We start from the raw sequence: 17,917 nt of genomic DNA, 5'->3' as shown, positions 1-17,917 counted from the left end.
GCCATGAAACAACAACAGTCTTCCGCGCCGCCCCTGGTCATGGCGGAACAGGCCGGCCCGAGCGGGGCGCTCATGACGGCGACGGCCGGACAGGACGCCGATCCGGCCGGGCGGGCCGTGCCGGCCGCGTTTGCCGGCCTGCGCTGGCGTTTGCTGCCGGACCGAAGCCCGGCAAGGGGGCATGATGGCAAGCCTTGACGAGTACCTTTTCGCCATGGAGGCCCTGCCCGAAGAGACCCTTGCCGCCCAAAGCCTTGTCGTCCTCGACCTGGCCGCCGCCGCGACCGGCACCTGCGGCGTGGTCACGGCCGGCCACGGCCTGACCCTGCCGCTGCCGGCCGCCCTGGCCCAGGGCTCCTGGAAGCCCGCCGCCGCCGCGCGCCTGCCCCTGCCCGAGATCCGGGCCAGCCAGGCCGGCTGGCGTCCGGGCGTCGGCGAGACGACGCTTCCCCCGGTCCAGGCCGCCGCCACGGGGACCATCCCGGCCCTGGCCGAGGCCGTGCTGGTCCCGCTGTTCGCCCTGGCCGGCGGCGCGGCCTGCGCCGCGCTGACCCTGCCGCTTACCGTGCTGGGCCTGTCCGACCTTTCCCGCCGGGGCAGCGGCGCGCCGCGTCTGCCGGGATTTGTCGTCCGGGGCCAGTCCTGTTCCCTGGAAAGCCCGGCCCTGACCGGGGTCGTGGAGGCCGCCCGGGCGGTGGCCCTGCTCGGCGTCGGCGACCCGGACCTGGCCGAGGCCGTGGCCGGCCTGCCGTCTGGTGACGACGCCATCGCCCTGGCGCTCCTGGACAGGACCGCTCGGGCGCTGACCTACGTGGCCGATGCCGACGACGCCTGGCGCTGCGCGCCGGCCACCTTGGCCCTTGGCCGGGGCGACTGCGAGGACGGGGCCATACTGCTCCACGGCCTGATGCTGGCCGCCGGGCTGCCGGCCGACCGCATCGTCACGGTCTTTGGCCGGGTGGGGGCCAACCGCGACGGCCATGCCTGGGTGGCCTGGCGGCGACATGGAGACGGCCGCTGGACCGCCCTGGACTGGACTCTCGGGCCGGCCCAAGGCCCCATGGCCGCCCTGCCGACCATGGGCGACCCCAATGCCTACACTTTCGTGGACTACGCCCTGACCAGCGGCGCGTTTTTCCCGGTGCGCCAGGATGTGGCGGTCTTTTTCGCCCGGGCGGCCGGCGACGCTCTCGCCCTGCCCCTACCGGCCTGTCGGGCCGGGGCGGCCCACGGCGCGGCCGGAGAAGCCGATTTGCCGGCGACTTGGGACGCCGCCGGCCGCACCGGCGCGCGCGCCGCCGTGGCCCTGGCCGCGCCGGCCGTTGTCGGGCGGGCCGGATACGTCCGCGCCGTCCTTGTCTGCCCGGGCCTTGTCGCCAAAGCCTTGGCCGGAGAGCGCGCCAGCCTGCCGCTGCCCGGCTGGCGCACGGCCGGGTTTGGCGGCGGCGGCGGGCAGGCCGCCGCCGGACTGCCGGAGTGGGCCGGCCTGGGGCAGGCCGTCCAGGCCGCACTGGTGTCGGGCGAGGGCCGGTTGCCCTATCCAGACTGCCGGGCCTGTGGTCTTGCCGGCGCAGCCGGCTTTGTCCTCTGCCGCTTGCTGCCGCCGCGAGGGGCCGGGATCGGCCTGGTCGGGCCGCTGGGCGTGAGCGTGGCAATGCTCCCGTGCCTGATCCCGGACGGAGCGGGCCGGCCGGAAAGCCTGGCCCTGGGAGCCATGGCCCTGGGCGGCCCGGCCGCCGCCGGGCAGGGACGCGCACAACGCCCGGGCCTTGGCGGCCGGGGCAACGGGGAGGAATGGACATGACGGGTGAAGGACTTTCCCTGGAGCTGGCCTCGGGCGCGACAACGGCCGTAAGCAGCCTGCCCGTGGCCTGCGCTTGCCTGCACAACGGCCGGGTGGTTTTCAGCGACGGCGTGGCCCTTTATCGCGTCGGCGGCGACAACGACGACAGCGCGGCCATCCCGGTGCGCCTGACCCTGCCGCCGGTTGTTTGCCCCGGCCCGGCCCGGTTGGGCGGCTTGGCCCTGGACGGCCTGGCCGATGGCCGTGTGGCAATAACCGCCGTCAGCGACGCCGGCGCGGAAGCTTGGGGCGAACTCGGCCCGGCCGGCCGGGGCGGGCTGCCGGGTCGGGCCGCTTGCCGGCTTGGTCGGCAGTATGGCCATGTCTGGTCCATCAGCCTGCGGGCCGACGACGGCGCGACCCTGGACGTCGTCGCCCTGGAAGCCCGGTTTACCGACCTGGACCGGAGGCCGTGATGGACGACGACTTTACGCCAACCCCGCGCCTACGTCTGGCTGTCGGCGGCGACGAACCGGCCCGGCTGCGGCGGGCCGGGCTTCGCGAACTCGACATCATGCGCCGGGAAAACGTCTTCGATCTGCCCGTTTACGAACGGCGTTCGCGCCTGGCCACCGGCGAAACGGTCCTGTGCCGGCTGGTAGGCGGCCAGGAGTACGTGACGCTGGGTCCAAGCCGCCGCCGGGAACCCACCGACGAACCCCGAACCGCGCCAGCGCCCAAGCGGCGGCGCGACGGCGACTTCTACGCCATCCCGGACTGCCTGGCTCGCTACGAAGGCCTGGCCGCTCTCCAAAACGCCGTGCCCCACGGCTCGCTGGCCGGCTGGACCCTGGGTCTGGGCGCGGCCGTCACCGTCATTCCGGCGGCCGAGGCAGGGCTGCCGGCCTACGCCGGCCTGCCCCAGGCCGGCATCAGCCGCGACGTCGGCGTCTTTCGCCTGCCTGGCGGGGCCGCCTCGGGCCTGCTCTACGGCCGGGAGCATATCCCGGACGACGCGCCCTTTTCCGTGAGCTGCCTGGTGCGCCTGACCGCGCCCCTGGAATACGACTACGACTTCGACGCCCGGGGAGTGCTGAACCCTGTGCGAGCCTATCTGTTGCGAAGCCAGGACGGTGGGGACTTCCTCAAGGACTGCCCGGGCGACCTGTCGCCGCTGCTCGGCTTTTGCTCGCCCCATCGCCATCCCAAATGGGAAGAGGACGCCGTCTATCCCTGGTCGCCCTGGAACGACGACTTCCACGCCGCGCCGGACCGCATCGCCGGCGCGCGCCGGGCCAGCGCCCCGTGCCCCGAGGCCCCGCGCCTGACCGGTGAAGCGTATTTGGACGGCCAGGGCAACCCCTATCCTTATCCCGACGGTTTCGAGATGGGCGTCCAGGCGGCCGGCGTGTTCGTCACCGGCGGCAACCGGCTGCTGGCCGCCCGGCTGTCGCACTTTGAAAACCAGTTCGGCGCGGCACCGGCCGTGTCCGATCCCCTGGAAATCGGGGTCTGGCACCATGTCGTCATGACCCATGAAACCGACGAAACCGTGCGGCTCTACGTCGTACGCGAGGACCAGGCCCAGGGAACGGCTTACGGCGGTAAAATGCCCCTGTGCGCCCTGGATGCGGCTTGTACCTACCAGGCCAGCGGGGTCAACGCCTGGACCCTTCGCAGCGGCGAGAACGGCGAGGCCATCGCCGCCTATCGCATGAACGCTGCCATGGACGTGGGCTTGCCGCGCTTTTTCCACTACGCCCTGTCGCCCGGCCAGGCCTGGCTGCTGTCCCTGGAAGCCCTGTCGGGCCTGTTTGTGGCCGACGACCACGAAACGGCCCAGGCCGTGGCCCAGGGCCTTACCCCCGTCACCATCGTCAAGGAGGAGGCATGAGCGAACCAAACGACGCGGCCGGCATTGTGCGCAACAAGTTCGAGACGGCCCAGAACTACGCCAACGACGCCTGGCATTCGGCCACGAGCTTTCTGGCCCGCCTGGGCGGCCTGGCCCGGGTGGCCTATCCCAAGGACCACCTGCCCGAGCTGCCGGCCGCCCCGCAGTACTCGGGGGTCCCTCAGCCGCCGGAACTCTCCGGCGTGGCCCTGGACACCGTGGCTGCCCCGATCCTGCCGCAACTCAAGGACCTCGACCTCGACGGCATCGAGATACCGGCTTTCCGGGCCGTCGCGCCGGACATCGTCCTGCCCGCCGCCCCGGCCATGGAATTGCCCCGGCCGCCGGGCGACGCGCCGAACCTGCCCGACCTCGAACTGCCGGCCGAGCCGGCTCTCGTCCTGCCCGCGCCGCCAGTCTTTGCGCCCCTGGTCATCCCCGAGCTGACCACGGCCGTCACCCCGACCTTCGAAGGGGAGCGCCCGCCCCTGCCCGACATGTCCGCTCCGGGCAACCTCTATGTGGTCCCGGGCGAGGAGCGCCACGACTCCTCCCTGCGCCGGGCCCTGGCCCAGCGTCTGGAAGCCGAGGTGCGCGCCGGCGGGGCCGGCTACGGCCCGGAGCTTGAGGAAGGCCTGTGGGAGCGCGCCAAGCGCCGGGTGGACGACGCCCTGGCCCAGAAACTTCAAGAGGTGTCCGACGACTTCGCCGCCCGGGGCGCAACCGGCCTTGGCGGCCCCATGGTCGCTCTGCTGCGGGCCGCCCGGGCCGATGCGGCCGAGGGGCTCGCCAGCCACAGCCTTGATCTCCTGACCAAGCAAACCGAAATGGCCGCCCAGAACGGCCGGGCCGCCGTGGACCAGGCCCTGGCCCTGGAAGCCCAGGACATCGACCTGGTCAACCAGCGCGTCGCCCGGTCCTTTGAAGCGGCCCGGGAGCTGGCCCGGTTCGGCTACGAGGGGCTTGCCGCCGAAGTGGCCGTGCACAATGCCCAGCTGGCCCGCTACCAGGCCGACGCGGCCGTGTTCGAGGCCCGCATCCGGGCCGGGCTGTCGGAGCTGGAGGCCTACAAGGCCCGGGTCGAGGGGGCGCGGCTGGCCAGCGAGGTTCAAAAACAGGCAGCCGATCTCTACCTGGCCGAACTGTCCGGGGTCACGGCCATGATTGGCCTGTACAAGGCCCGCATGGAAGGCGCGGCGGCCAAGGCGTCACTCGGGCGCGACCGGCTTTCCGCCTACGAGGCCCAGGTGTCGGGCTATGTGGTGGCGGTCAACGCCAACACGGCCCGTTTCAATGCCCACGCCGCCGCCCTGGCCGGCGAGGAGGCCAAGGCGCGCATCTACGCCGAGCAGGTCCGGGCCTACGGCGGCGAGGTGGAGGCGGCCAAGACGGCGGCCGAGACCAGACTCGCCGTTGCCGCCCGGGAAAACGACACCCGCCTTGAAGCCTACAAGGCCGACGTGGCCCGGTTCGAGGCCGAACTGCGCCAGGCCCAGGCCAAGGCCGACACGCTGCTCAAGGAAAAGGAACTGGCCCTTGGCCTCTACGACGCCGTGCTCAAGGCCGACGGAGCGCAAAACGAACTGCGCTCCCGCGACCACGCCGCCCAGGTAGACGCCTTTCTGAAGTCGGCCGAGGCGTCCATCAAGGAAGCCGACATGCTGCTGCAAAATTCGCTGGGCGAACTGCGCCTGGAGTCGGAGAAAATCCGCTCCGGCGCCCAGATCTCGGCCCAGATGGCGGCCAGCGCCCTCAATGCCGTCAGCGCCACGGCCCAAATAGGATTCAGCGAATCCGTGGGCGAGCGCACCACCACCACCACCTCCGATTCCACCCAGCGTTCGGTCAGCGAATCCACCTCCCGCTCCACCGGCTCCCGCGAGAGCTTCAACCACAACTACAACTACCGGGTTTAACGCCGCAAACCGTCGCCGGTTCGACGCGGGCGCGCTCCCCTTGGGGAACGCGGTCTTGCCTCGCGGCCCCGGCGCGACACAGGAGGCAATCATGGCCGATCTCATCTACGCGAGCTTCAAGGAAGGGCTGGGCAAGGGGCATTTCAACCTGGCCGCCGACACGGTGCGCTGTGCCCTGCTCACCAGCGCCTATGTCCCCTCGGCCGGCCACGCCGCCCTGGCCGACGTGGCCGCAAGCGAAACGGCCGGCGCGGGCTACGTGGCCGGCGGCCAGGCGCTTTCCGGCGTCGCCTGGACCCTTGCCGGCACAAGCGCCGCCCTGGCCGCCGCCGATCCGAGCTGGACCGAGGCCTCCATCACGGCCCGCTACGCGCTCATTTACGTGGCCAAAACCGTCGCCGGCCGGACCAACCCCCTGGTCTGCCTGCTGGACTTCGGCGCGGACCGGGGCGTCACCGGCGGCACGTTTTCCGTGCGCTTCGACGCCTCGGGCGTCCTGGCCCTGGAGTAGGCCGTGAACGGACCGTGGAGCAACGCCGCTGCCGCCTGGACCGCCGTGGCCGCGGCCTGGGGGAAATTGGGCGGCCAGGCGGCGGAGGCGACGGTCGGCCGGCCAGCCATCGCTCTGGCGGCAACAGGCGGCGCGGGCGCGGCCCGGGCCGATAACGGCGGCGAGAACCTGGCCTTGCGTATGGAGACACGGCCGGCCGGAACCCTCGCGGCCGCTCAGGCGCCGGTCAGCTCGGCCGCCCCGGGCGTCGCCGGTCGGCCGGCGGCCGCAACCGGACTGGCGGAATTGATCGCCGCCAGGACCGATTTGGACATGGCCGGTCGGGAGGCCAAGACATTTGCGGCGTCGACCGCCCTTGCCCGGCCGGCCGTCCTGGCCGCCGCGCCCCGGGCCTGTCTCGCCGGCACGGGCATCCGGGAAGTGCTGCGCCTGCTCTCGCCGCCAACGACGGCGACTCGGCTGGCTTCCCCCCTGTCCACGCGGCTTGGCCTGTCTTGCGCCATCGACATCGAACAGACGTGAGGAACCCATGGCAGACACCATCTATCAAGGCGACGTCGGCCTGGAAATCCTGGTCGACTGCGGCCGGGACCTGACCGGCGCGGCCAGCCCCGCCCTGCACGTGCGCCTGCCCTCGGGCGCGGCGCGCTCCTGGCCGGCGGCCGTGGCCGGCCCGGGCCAGGACGCCGCCAGGCTGCGCTATGTCACCCGGCCCGGCGACCTGGCCGAGGCCGGTGTTTATAAACTCCAGGCCGCGCTGACCCTTGGCGATTGGTCCGGCCTGGGTCGGACGGCCAGCTTCACGGTGCGGCCGCGATTTTCATGAGGCAAGACATGACCACTCCCGTTTACGATAGCGTGGCCTTCCTGGCCTCCGACACGTTCGCCGTGTTCAACGCGGCCGGGGATTCCTTCGTCAGCGCGTTCGCGCCCGGCCTGCGGCTGCGGGCCGACTGCGGGACCGATGGGGTTTTGTTTGGCACGGTGGCGTCCTCCAGCCATGACGCCGAGACCGGCCGCACCGTAGTCGCCACGGCCATGGACGGCGGCGCGGCGCTGACCGCCAATCTGGCCGAAGTGCTTCACGGCAATGATGTGCCCGAGTCCCTGTGCGCCCACGCGGCGCTGCACGCTCTTGGCGGCCGCGACGCCCTGCCGGCCGCGTCCACCGGCGTTCCGGGATTGGTGGCCTTGGCCAACGCCGCCGAGACCAGGGCCGGGGCTGAAGCCGCCAAGGCCGTGACCCCGGCAGGATTAGCCGCCGCCGTAAAAGGACTGATCACCACCAATACGACCATTTACGTGGCGACCACCGGCAACGACACGAGCGGCGACGGTTCGTCCGCCGCGCCGTACGCCTCCATCGCCAAGGCGCTCTCAAGCATAGCCAACAAGCTCATTGCCTCGGGTGCGGTTGTGACCATTCAAGTCGCCGATGGAACGTATTACAGCAACAGCACCATCACCATCGACCATCCGGACGCCGACAAAACCCAGATACTCGGCAACACCTCGACCGAGACGACGGTGCCCATTGCGAGCATCGACACATTGGCCCAAACGCTTACCATCGTCGGCAACTATCTCTCCAACGCCGACGGCGCCAAAAACATCCAGCCCGGCGATATTATCGGCCTGACAGGTTCCAGCACCAGCGGACTTAACGGGGCGTATCTCGTCTCCGGGGTCAGCTTTGACGGGACCAACACGATCATTGCGTGCTTGGCCGAGGCCATAGCGTCAGCCACGGTCGGCGGCGGGGTCGCGGTGATCAAGCCGTGCAACCGCGTGCAGCTCAATTTTGCCAGCGGCGTGCATGGGGTTACTTTTGCTGTCCCGACGACTTTCAAAAACCTCAAGGGGTTGCGTCTCAACAGTCTCGGAGGATCGTCGCGCGGCCTGTACGCTCCCCGGGCGGCGGCGGCCAACGTAGGCGGCCAGCTGATTTTTCACGGTTGGGCTGTTGGCGTCTACGCCGCGTCTCAAACAATTTTTGACCTCACGACAGCGTATTTCTATGGATGCACGACGGCTGTCTTGGGCTACATGTCAAAGGCAAACCTTTATACAGGGTGTGTGATTTCTAAATGCACCACAGGGATAAACGCTCAACGTGGATCGTACATTTTCTCCAACAGCACAGTTTTCCGGGCGAACACCACCGACACGTCTCCGGCTCTCAACACGGCCGGATTCAACGGGCAGTCGTACATTACCACTTCCTAAAGGAGCCAGGCATGTTCGTAGTCGTAAAAAACGGCGTGATCGCGGCAACATCCCCGGCCGCCCCTGATGCATCGTCCCTGGCCGCCTATCAGGGAGCCGTCGTCCTTAGCGTCCCTGATGGCACGCCCGTGGAGATCGGCCAGGCCTGGGACGTGGCTTTGGACGCCGCCAAAACCTCGGCCTGCAACGCCATCGACGCCGAGGCCGAGCGCCGCCGCAGCCTCGTGCTCACGCCCGGGGCTGGGCAGATGGCCGCCTATCAGGAAAAAGAGCGCCAAGCCCGGACGCTTCTGCAAGACGACACGCCCACCGAGGGCGAGTACCCGGACATTTTCAGCGAGATCGGCATCACGGCCAACTCTGCCGGCGAGGTGGCCATGGCTGTGCTGGCCGCTGCCGAAAAGTGGCGGGCCTACGGCCGGCAGGTGGAGCGGGCCCGGCTGACCGGAAAAAAGACGGTCCGGCAAGCCGAGGACGTCGAGACTGTCATTGCCGCCAAAGACAGGGCGGTCTGGCCGTAAAATCGCGGCTTCGCCTTGTACGAAGCCGGAAAAGCCTATAGCATGTCCGGGCGGCGTCACAGCCGCCCGGACTTTTTTTTACCGGCTGCGAGGCGACCATGGACAAGCCCTGTATCCTCTTTGTCGATGACGACCCGGAGATCCTGGCCGCATACGGTCGCGCCCTACGCAAACGCTACGCCGTGGAAACGGCGGCCGGACCGGAAGTCGGCCTGGAACGGCTGGCCGCCCTGCCCGATGTGGCCGTGGTGGTCTCGGACCTGCGGATGCCGGGCCTGGACGGCGTGGAGTTCCTGGGCCGTGTCCGGGAGTTGCGCCCCGACGCCGTGCGCATCATCCTCACCGGCTTTGCCGACATCGACGTGGCCATCGCCGCGGTCAACAAAAGCAAGGTTTTCAGCTTCCTGACCAAGCCTTGCCCCGAGGAGGCTCTGGAAGAGGCCCTGGAAGCCGCTTTGCGCCAATACCAGCTCATAGCCGCCGAAAAGGAACTCCTGCGCGGCACCGTGCGCGGCACCATAAAACTCCTGACCAACCTGCTCGAAATGGTCAGCCCCGAGGCCTTCGGCAAATCGTCGCGGGTCAAGCGTCTGGCCGTGGACCTGGGCGCCTACCTGGGAATTGCCGAAGCCTGGCGGCTGGAGCTGGCCGCCATGCTCTCCCAGATCGGCTGCGCCGCCATGCCGGCCGAAACCCTGCGCCGAGCCTATCGCGGCGACCCTCTGCCCGGCGACAAGGCCTACGAATTCGCCATGCACCCCAAGATCGCCGCCGAGCTTGTGGCCAACATCCCCCGTCTGCGTGAAGTCGCCGAGATCATCGCCTATCAAGAAAAACGCTACGACGGCGGCGGGCTGCCTCCCGACGCCCTGGCCGGGGAGCGCATTCCCCTTGGCGCGCGCATCCTCAAGGTCGCCCTGGATTTCGACACCCTGACCGCCCACTACGGCGAGAAGCGGCGTTCCCAAACCCCCGAGGCCGACGCCCTGGCCCGCATGCGCGACCGCGACGGCTGGTACGACCCGGAAATCCTGGATGCCCTGGAAACCCTGGCCACCCTGCCCGACGGCTTCGAACCGCGCCAAGTGCCCACCGATGCCCTGGCCGCCGGGATGCTGCTCGACCAGGACGTGGTCGCCCTGGGCGGAACCCTGGTCCTTGGCCGTGGCCTGGAACTCAACGCCATGTCCATCCGCCGCCTGGCCCGGCTTGACGGCGAACGCGGCGTCAAGGGCCGCTGGCGGGTGCTGGTGCCGCCCCCGGAACAACTGGCCTTTGCCATGATGCTTGATGGCTAGGCCCGTTTGCGCCTATCAAGGTCAGGCGTCCCGTCCGCACGGGCCGCGATCCGGTCCGCATCCCCAACCATCCGGCCCGTGCCGACAGCCCCATGGCAGCAGTTCCACAACCCGACAGCCCCCCGCCCAAGGCCGCGAACGAGCCTTTTCGCGGCGTTTTTTCCACCCAGACCCAGGCCTTCATCGGCTTCGGCGCGACCAAGCGCAAGGTCAAGCAGAACGTCCAGGTCTATGCCGAGGAGCAGGCCGACGGCTCCTATCTCCTGCGCAGCCTCAACAAGCATTTCATCCCCTCCGGCAAGCCCCGCCGTGTGACCCGGGAACAGCTCCTGTCCGAATACCTGCCCGAGCCCGACCTCTACATGAACAAGGTCGTGCCCATGATGCGCCGGGCCAGACAGTACGTCGACGCCGGCGACGCCCACCGGGCCGAGGGCGAACTCCTGTCGGCCGAATTCGAATACAAAAACGCCTTGCGGGTGGACGAGGAGCACATCCGGGCCACCTTCGGGCTTGGGCTCACCTACCTCGACCGGGGCGAACTGGACAACGCCCGGCTGGTGTGCCGGCGCATCATCACCCTGGAGGCGGCCTTCGGCGAAGAGCACAAACACCTCTTCAACGAATTCGGCATCAAGATGCGCAAGCACAAGATGTACGATCAGGCCCTGCGCTACTATTTCAAGGCTTATCGCTTGAGCAAGACCGACGACCATCTCCTGTACAACATCGCCCGCACCTATTTCGAACGCGACAAACCAAAGCTCGCCCTCAAGTTCCTCGGCATGGCCCAGGCCATCAATCCGGCCTTTCCCGAAGCCGAGGCCCTTGCCCGGGCCATCGAACGCAAAGCCCTGGAAGAGACCCCCCTGCCGTCATCGGGACGGTCCTCGGCCAGAGGCTTCTAACGAGGCGGCCTGCCGCCGCGCGAGGACGCACATGAGCTTTCTCGGACGTTTCCTGGTGGAGCAGGGGGCCATCACCGAAGCCCAATTGGCAGAGGGCCTGGCCTACCAACGTGAAAAAAACCAGCGCATCGGCGAGGTGGCCGTGGAGCGCGGCATGCTCACCGCCGAGCAGGCCGAGGACATCCGACAGCGCCAAAACGTCGATCCCCGGCTTTTCGGCGACATCGCCGTGGGGGAGCGCCAGCTCTCCCGGCGGGCCGTGGACGACCTGCTTTTTCTCCAGAAAATCCACCATACCTACCTGGGCGAGGCGCTGCTCGTGCTCGGACACATCGACCGGAACCAATATCAGGCGCTCATGGGCCGCCACTACGCCCTGCGCGACAAGGGGCGGGTGAGCCTGCGCTACCTGCAGGAGTTTTTCGCCGAGAACCGTGTGGCCGAATGCCTGTTCGCCGCCCTGTCCCGGGCCCTGCAGCGGTGGACCGGCGAGGAAGCCGCGGCAAACGGCCTGGACAGCGCCCACGATCCCGCCGAGTTCCCCGAGCACACCCGCATCGAGGGCACGGTGCTTGGCCAGCGGCGTTTCGCCGCCACCATCGGCCTGTCGCGGCCGCTGGTCGAGCGCCTCGCCCAGGCCGGCCCCGGACTGGACGCTTTTTACGCCACCGTGCTCCACTATTTCGGCGACATGCTGCGCGACAAGGGCCTGCGCCTGGAAACCGGGACCCTGCTCCCGGCGGCCGGACATCCGCAGGCCTGCCAGGACTGCCTGGTGGTGCGCGCCCACACGCCCACAGGCGGGCTCGGCCTGACCTTCTGGCTCGAAGAGGCTGGGACGTGAGCTCGGACCGGGCCGAAACAACCATGCCCTGCGACGCGGCCCAGCGGGAAATGGCCCTGGCCGCCCGGGACATCGAGCTGTTGCTCGGCTCCATCCGCTCCATCCTCGTCACCCTGGACGGCCACAACCGCGTGCGTCGTTTCAACGCCAGCGCCGAAACGGTTTTCGGTCTGACGGCCGGGTCCGCAGCCGGCCGGGATTTCTTCGACCTGGGCATTTGTTGGGAAGGCCCGGACGTGCGCCTGGCTCTGGAAGAAAGCCGGCGCGCCCACGCGCCGGTGCGGGTGGACGAGGTGCGCTGCCGCACGGCAGCCGGCGAGGAGCGCCTGCTTGGGCTCACGGTCAACCCCGTGGACCCGGCCGGCGACGAGGCCCCGGGGGCGCTGATTCTCGGCCAGGACCTCGGCGAGATCAAAGCCCGGGAACTCAAGGCCATCCACGAGCGCCGGATGCAGGCCATCGGACGCCTGGCCGCCGGCATCGCCCACGAAATCAACACCCCGGTCCAGTACGTCGGCTACAACGCCGGCTTTCTCGACGAGGCCTTCACCGAACTGCTGGCCCTGCTCCAAGCCCACGGCCGGCTGCTGGAGGCCGTGGAAGCCGGCGACGCCCCCGCCGTGGCCGCCGCCGCCGCCGAGGCCCGGCGCGTGGCCGGGGAAACCGACATCGACTACCTGCGCCAGGAAATCCCGGCCGCCATCGCCAATACCCGCAAGGGCATCGGCCAGGTGGCCGACATCGTGCGGGCCATGCGCCAGATGTCCCACCCCGGAACCGGGGAGATGCTCTTTTTCGACGTCAACGCCAGCGTGCGCGACATCGTGGCCGTCACCCGCAACGCCTGGAAACATGTCGCCGAAGTGACCCTGGACCTTTCCCCCGAGCTGCCCTTGGTGTACGGTGCCCCTCACGAGGTGTCCCAGGTCCTGCTCAATGTGGTGTTAAACGCCGCCCAGGCCGTGGAGGAACGGGTCGCCGCCGAACCCTGGCGGCACGGGAGCATCCTCGTTTCCTCCCGGCTCGTTCCCGGCTTTGCCGAGATTGCCGTGGCCGACAACGGTCCGGGCATGGACGAGGCGGTGCGCGGGCGCATCTTCGACCCCTTTTTCACCACCAAGGCCGTGGGCAAGGGCACCGGCCAGGGGCTGGCCATCAGCCACGCGGTCATGACCCGCCACGGCGGCGGCATCGACTGCCTGTCCCGCCCTGGGGAGGGCACGACATTTTTCCTCCGTTTTCCGCTGGAAGACGGCCAGACGCAACACGGGGCGGCCTGACCGCGCCCCGGCAACCGGCAAAGGCGGCGGGCCAATGGGCGGCAAGGCAAAAATCCTGTTCGTGGACGACGATCCAGAAATTCTGGCGACCCTTAAACGCACGTTTCGACGCAAGTACCTGGCGGAAACCGCCCTTGGCCCGTTGCGGGGGCTGGAAGTCGCCGCCGAGCACGGCCCCTATGCCGTGGTGGTGGCCGACCTGCGGATGCCGGGCCTGGACGGGCTGGAATTTTTCACCCAGCTCAAAAAACTCTCCCCCGAAACTGTGCGGATCATGCTGACCGGCTACGCCGATCTGCGCGCCGCCATGGACGCCGTCAACACCGGCCACGTCTTCCGGTTCCTGGCCAAGCCCTGCCCCGAGGAGGAGCTGGCTGAATCCCTGGCCGCCGGCGCGGCCCTGTATGCCCAGGCCACGGCCGAGCGCGATTTTCTCAAAGGGGCCCTTCGCGGCATCATCAAATTGCTGTCCGACCTGCTCGCCCTGCAAAACCCCGAGGCCTTCGCCCGGGCCATGCGCGTGCGCCGGCTGGTGGCCGACATGGCCCGCTACCTGGGCGCTCCCGACGCCTGGCGCATCGAGCTGGCCGTCACCCTGTCCCAGCTGGGGGGCCTGGTCCTGCCCCAAGACCTGTTTGCCAAGCTGCGCCGGACAGGCGATCTCGCCGGCGACGAGGCTCGGCTTTTCGCCCGCCACCCGGGCCTGGCCGGGGATTTGCTGGCCAACATTCCCAAGCTTGACGAAGTGGCCGCCATAATCCGCCACCAGGAAACGCCCCACGCCGGAGCCGGCCGGGACGTTCCGCTTGGGGCCAAACTCCTCAAGGCCGCCCTGGATTACGACGTGCTCCTGACCTCGGGCCGCGCTCGGGACCAGGCCCTGGACGCCCTGGCCGGCCGGGAAGGCCTCTACGATCCCCAGGCCCTGGACGCCCTGACCGCCCTGGCCGGGGAGCGGGAAGGACTGGAGCGCCGGGAAATCCCCCTTTCGGCGTTGACCCCGGGCATGATCCTGGAGGATGATGTCGCCTTGCCCCACGCCGCAGTCCTGGCCACGTCCGGCCAGATGGTGGACGCCGGCTGGCTGGCCTGCCTGGAGGCCGAGTCCCTGCCGGGCGACGTCCGCTGCCGGGTGCTCGCACCGCCGGCCGAGGACGCGCCGCCCCCGGGCCTGGCCGACCCCGAACTGCTGGCCCTCTTGCGCCGGGTCGGGCGCGCCCAAGGCTCCCCCTGACCCCAAGGACCCTAGCCCATGCCCAATGCCGTCAAATTGCGGGCCGAACAAGCGGCCCGACGCTACGAGCGCATCGTGGCCGACTATTTCGCCGAAGGCGGACTGGCGGTCCTTTGCACCGACGACGACAGCTTCGTGCGCCAGCTCAAATACGCCCTGGGCGCCCTGCGCGTGGACGTCAAAACCGTGCTGCGCGAGGTGGCCGACTACGACGACGTGGCCACCCTGGCCGCCAAGATCGCCGATCGGCTGCCCGTCCCCTTGCTGGTCTTTCTGGAGCGCCGCCTGCGCCAGACGGCCTGCTTAAAGACGGTGCGCACCCTCAAAACCCTCTACGGCGACAAGATCCGGCTTGTGGTGACCACGGTGGAGCTTTCCCGGGACGAGCTGGTGCTCACCCACGAGATTGGGGCCGACAGCTGCATCACCAAACCCATTTCGGCCAATGCCCTGGTGGAGAAGTGCGCCTTTGCGGTGCGCCCCAACAACCAGCTCGGGGTGCTGTTCGACCGGGCCGCCGCCCTGCTCGCCGCCGGAGACCTGGATCAGGCCGCGCGGGTGGCGGCCAAGGCCTTCGAGATCAAGCCCGACAGCTTAAAAGCCCACCTGCTTCTTGGCGACGTGGCCCTGGCCAAGGGCGATCACGCCCAGGCCGAAAGCCATTACAAGGACGCGGCCCGGGCCGAGAAGCTTTATATCGAACCCCTCAAGCGCCTGGTCGAGGTCTACACGCAGACCGGCGACGACGCCAAGCGTCTGGCCTGCCTGACCCGCCTGGACGAGCTGTCGCCGCTCAATTTCGAGCGCAAGGCGGTCATCGGCGAGGCGTATCTCGACCTGGGCGAGAACGACAAGGCCCGGGCCTTTTTCGAGGAGGCCCGCAAGGTGGTGGGCAAGGTCGCCTCGGACATGGTCAGCGACGCCCTGATGGAAATGGCCAAACGCATCGGCGAACGCGACCAGGAAACGGCCCTGCGCTTCGTCACCGAGGCCATCGAGGCCAAGGGCGAGGCCCTTGGCCCCAAGGATCTGTGGATGTTCAACAATCGTGGCATCCTGCTGCGCCGCCAGGGCAACTGGCGCGAGGCCGCGGAGAACTACCGCAAGGCCCTGTCCATCGCCCCCAGCGACGCCGGCCTGCGCTACAACCTCGGCGTGGCCCATGCCGAGGGCAAGGACTACTATACCGCCCTGACCCACTTCGAGGAGGCCCTCAAGCTCGATCCCGACCTCCTCCTCCAAGGGCCCACCGTGGGCTACAACATCGCCACGGCCTACCACCGTTGCCGCGATCTGCCCGCTGCCAGGGAATTTTTGGCCCAAACCCTCAAACGCCACCCAGGCTACGAACCGGCCAGGCGCCTGCTGGCCCACCTGGGCCAATGACCGCCGCCGCGACGTCGCCCCGCGCCATGTCCATGCGTCCCCTCGCCTGCCTGCTGGCTGCCTTGTGCCTGGGCCTGTCGTCCGGATACGCCCGGGCCGGGACCGACGCCTCCCCGGCCGTGACCGCCCTGGTGTGCGGGGCGCTTCTCCGGGACACCGTCCCGGGCGAGGGCTGGCCGGCGGCCAGGGATGTGCGCTTGGGCGAGGCCGTGGGCGCTGCGGACCGGGGCCTTGGCTGCCGCTTCGTTGTCTCCGGCGAGGCGGGACAAGCTCCCGTCGTCGTGGCCGTCCGGCTGACGCGGCCATTGCCCGAAGGCGGGACAGCCCAGGACATCTGGCAGGCGGCGGCCCGGCCGGGAGAACCGGCCGTGGCTGCCTACGCCCTGGTTGCCGGCCTGCCCGTGGCCGCCGGGGAGTGGACGCTGACCCTGATCCCGCCGGGCGGCCAGCCGGCCGTGGCCCGCTTCCAGGTGGCCGGCCGGCCGGCCGAGGCCGCCGCGTCGCCGCCGGCCGCCATGCCAACGGCCCCAGGGGCCAAGGCGGCGGTCAAAGCCGCTGCCGCCGCGCCGCGCCCCGAACCCGCGCTCCCCGTGGCCGCGCCCCAGACCCCTCCGGCAGCCCCGCAGGCGGCTCCGGCCCTTCCCGCCCTGGCGGCCGCGCCCGTCGCCCCGGCCGAGCCCGGCGACCAGACGGCCCGGCCGGTCGTCCCGACTGCGGCCCAAACGACCACGCCGGCCGCCGCACCGGCCGGCCAGGCCAACACCTCGGCCCCACCGTCCCCCCCCCCGGGGCCCGCCAAGGCCGAACCGCGCCCCAAAACCCCGCCGTCTCCCAAGGCCGAACCGGCGGCCGGCTATCTGGCCCTGCAAACCGGCCTTTTTGCCGACGCGGACAACGCCGCCGCCCAGGCGGCCAAACTCCGAGCCCAGGGCCTGCCGGCCTGTCTGGCCATGTCGGACAAGGACGGCAAACGCCGTTACCGGGTGCTGGCCGGCCGCTTCGGCGACCGCCGGGCCGCTGCCGCCGCCCGGGCCGAAGTCATGGCCGCCACGGGCGTGGCCCCCCTCGTCACGCCCGTGGCGGCCAGCGACATTCCCCGGCTGCGCTGCCGGTAGGGAGGCAAGCCATGCCCGTGACCGCCTCCCTGGCCGTGTCCTTCGTGGTGGACGCCCAGCCGAAATTCCGCCTCCAGGCCTTCAACCTGCTGGCCACCCTGCTTGGCTCGGGCACCGTTACGCCCCAGGCCGTCCAGGTGCATCTGGTGGGCGAGCACCCCCCGGACTTTGTCCGTTTCCTGGCCGGCCTGAGCGTGGTCGCCGTCCCGACCAAACCCTACGGCGCGGCCGCCTCACCTTATTGCAACAAGCTGACGCAACTGCGCTCCAAGGCCCTGGCCGGGGCGGACCACGTGGCCCTGCTCGACGCCGACGTGGCCGTGACCGGGGATCTGTCCCGGGAACTGCCCGGGCCGGGGGCGCGGGGCAAGATCGTGGACACGGCCGCGCCGCCCCTGCCGCTGCTGCTCGCCCTGCTGCGGGCGGCCGGCCTGCCCCGGGACGCGGCCACGGCCCCGGCCGGCTTTGGCCCGGGCCAGACCCTGGCCGCCAACTTGAACGGCGGGGTAACGCTTTTTGACCGCGAAACCCTGGCCGCCGTGGGACCGCACTGGCTCAAGTGGACCCATTTCACCTTGGAAAACGCCCGGCTTCTTGGCCCCTACGCCAAGCACGCCGACCAGGTCGGCCTGGCCCTGGCCCTGATCGACCTGGGCCTCCCCCCGGGCCACCTGCCCGACCGGCTCAATTTCCCCACCCATCTGCGCCCGGCCAGCTACCGCCCGGAGCACGACCAGGACGCGGCCATCCTCCACTACCACCATCGCCTGGACGACGACGGCTGCCTGACCCCTCTCGGCCTGCCCCGCATCGACGCCGCCCAGGCTCGGGCCAACGCCCTGATCCGGGATTTCCAGCTCCGCCATGGCCGGCAGGCCGGTCTGGATGCCCTTTTGGCCGATTGGCGGCGCAGCCGTTCCCGGGCCTGACGCGGCCTGCCTCTTCCCAGTCCTTCCCCGCCGGCGCGAGCCGGTTTTTTTTGTCGCTTCGCCCGGAGCCCG

18 protein-coding genes are annotated in these 17,917 nt (G+C 69.9%); all 18 read left to right on the top strand.

The window, feature by feature from the left end:
• The first annotated feature begins 3 nt into the window (after positions 1–3).
• The 18 genes from DMR_RS01915 to DMR_RS01830 all read left to right on the top strand — a co-directional run bounded on the left by DMR_RS01915 (position 4) and on the right by DMR_RS01830 (position 17,845).
• Positions 4–198, top strand: coding sequence for a hypothetical protein (locus DMR_RS01915; protein ID WP_012749991.1), 195 nt, complete (start codon positions 4–6; stop codon positions 196–198).
• Positions 182–1,804, top strand: a complete 1,623-nt coding sequence (locus tag DMR_RS01910; RefSeq protein ID WP_012749990.1) for a transglutaminase-like domain-containing protein — start codon at positions 182–184, stop codon at positions 1,802–1,804. The genes DMR_RS01915 and DMR_RS01910 overlap by 17 nt, the downstream gene beginning before the upstream one ends.
• Positions 1,801–2,259, top strand: a complete 459-nt coding sequence (locus DMR_RS01905; RefSeq protein ID WP_012749989.1) for a hypothetical protein — start codon at positions 1,801–1,803, stop codon at positions 2,257–2,259. The genes DMR_RS01910 and DMR_RS01905 overlap by 4 nt, the downstream gene beginning before the upstream one ends.
• Positions 2,259–3,677, top strand: coding sequence for a hypothetical protein (locus DMR_RS01900; protein ID WP_012749988.1), 1,419 nt, complete (start codon positions 2,259–2,261; stop codon positions 3,675–3,677). The genes DMR_RS01905 and DMR_RS01900 overlap by 1 nt, the downstream gene beginning before the upstream one ends.
• A complete protein-coding gene (locus DMR_RS01895) occupies positions 3,674–5,593 on the top strand; it encodes a hypothetical protein (protein ID WP_012749987.1) in 1,920 nt (639 codons plus the stop codon). Before DMR_RS01900 ends, DMR_RS01895 begins: the two co-directional genes overlap by 4 nt.
• 91 nt (positions 5,594–5,684) lie before the next feature.
• Positions 5,685–6,104 (top strand): hypothetical protein, encoded by a 420-nt coding sequence (locus DMR_RS01890; protein ID WP_012749986.1) that lies wholly within the window; start codon positions 5,685–5,687, stop codon positions 6,102–6,104.
• A 3-nt stretch (positions 6,105–6,107) separates the two neighbouring features.
• On the top strand, positions 6,108–6,626 hold the full coding sequence (locus DMR_RS01885; protein WP_012749985.1) for a hypothetical protein: 519 nt from the start codon (positions 6,108–6,110) through the stop codon (positions 6,624–6,626).
• A gap of 7 nt (positions 6,627–6,633) precedes the next feature.
• Entirely contained in the window at positions 6,634–6,930 is a 297-nt protein-coding gene (locus DMR_RS01880; RefSeq protein WP_012749984.1) for a hypothetical protein, read from the top strand.
• 8 nt (positions 6,931–6,938) lie between these two features.
• A complete protein-coding gene (locus DMR_RS01875) occupies positions 6,939–8,330 on the top strand; it encodes a hypothetical protein (protein ID WP_148208337.1) in 1,392 nt (463 codons plus the stop codon).
• A gap of 11 nt (positions 8,331–8,341) precedes the next feature.
• Complete coding sequence (locus DMR_RS01870; protein ID WP_012749982.1) at positions 8,342–8,851, top strand: hypothetical protein; 510 nt, start codon at positions 8,342–8,344, stop codon at positions 8,849–8,851.
• A gap of 98 nt (positions 8,852–8,949) precedes the next feature.
• Complete coding sequence (locus tag DMR_RS01865) at positions 8,950–10,149, top strand: HD domain-containing phosphohydrolase (RefSeq protein WP_012749981.1); 1,200 nt, start codon at positions 8,950–8,952, stop codon at positions 10,147–10,149.
• 92 nt (positions 10,150–10,241) lie between these two features.
• Entirely contained in the window at positions 10,242–11,057 is an 816-nt protein-coding gene (locus tag DMR_RS01860) for a tetratricopeptide repeat protein (protein WP_012749980.1), read from the top strand.
• A gap of 31 nt (positions 11,058–11,088) precedes the next feature.
• Positions 11,089–11,901: a hypothetical protein gene (locus DMR_RS01855; RefSeq protein ID WP_043599851.1), complete on the top strand. Its 813-nt coding sequence runs from the start codon at positions 11,089–11,091 to the stop codon at positions 11,899–11,901.
• Positions 11,898–13,181, top strand: a complete 1,284-nt coding sequence (locus DMR_RS01850) for a two-component system sensor histidine kinase NtrB (RefSeq protein WP_012749978.1) — start codon at positions 11,898–11,900, stop codon at positions 13,179–13,181. The genes DMR_RS01855 and DMR_RS01850 overlap by 4 nt, the downstream gene beginning before the upstream one ends.
• Positions 13,182–13,215: 34 nt before the next feature.
• The gene (locus tag DMR_RS01845; protein WP_012749977.1) at positions 13,216–14,415 is read left to right on the top strand and encodes an HD domain-containing phosphohydrolase; all 1,200 of its coding nucleotides are present in this window, start codon (positions 13,216–13,218) and stop codon (positions 14,413–14,415) included.
• Positions 14,416–14,433: 18 nt separating this feature from the next.
• The gene (locus tag DMR_RS01840; protein WP_012749976.1) at positions 14,434–15,801 is read left to right on the top strand and encodes a response regulator; all 1,368 of its coding nucleotides are present in this window, start codon (positions 14,434–14,436) and stop codon (positions 15,799–15,801) included.
• Between the two features lie 26 nt (positions 15,802–15,827).
• On the top strand, positions 15,828–16,916 hold the full coding sequence (locus tag DMR_RS01835) for an SPOR domain-containing protein (RefSeq protein WP_232502864.1): 1,089 nt from the start codon (positions 15,828–15,830) through the stop codon (positions 16,914–16,916).
• Between the two features lie 11 nt (positions 16,917–16,927).
• A complete protein-coding gene (locus tag DMR_RS01830) occupies positions 16,928–17,845 on the top strand; it encodes a hypothetical protein (RefSeq protein ID WP_012749974.1) in 918 nt (305 codons plus the stop codon).
• Positions 17,846–17,917: the final 72 nt, after the last annotated feature.

Source organism: Solidesulfovibrio magneticus RS-1 (assembly GCF_000010665.1).
In the GTDB taxonomy this organism is placed as follows: Bacteria; Desulfobacterota; Desulfovibrionia; order Desulfovibrionales; family Desulfovibrionaceae; genus Solidesulfovibrio; species Solidesulfovibrio magneticus.
Note: the sequence above shows the minus strand (reverse complement) of the source record. Positions and strands in the feature narration are given on the sequence as shown.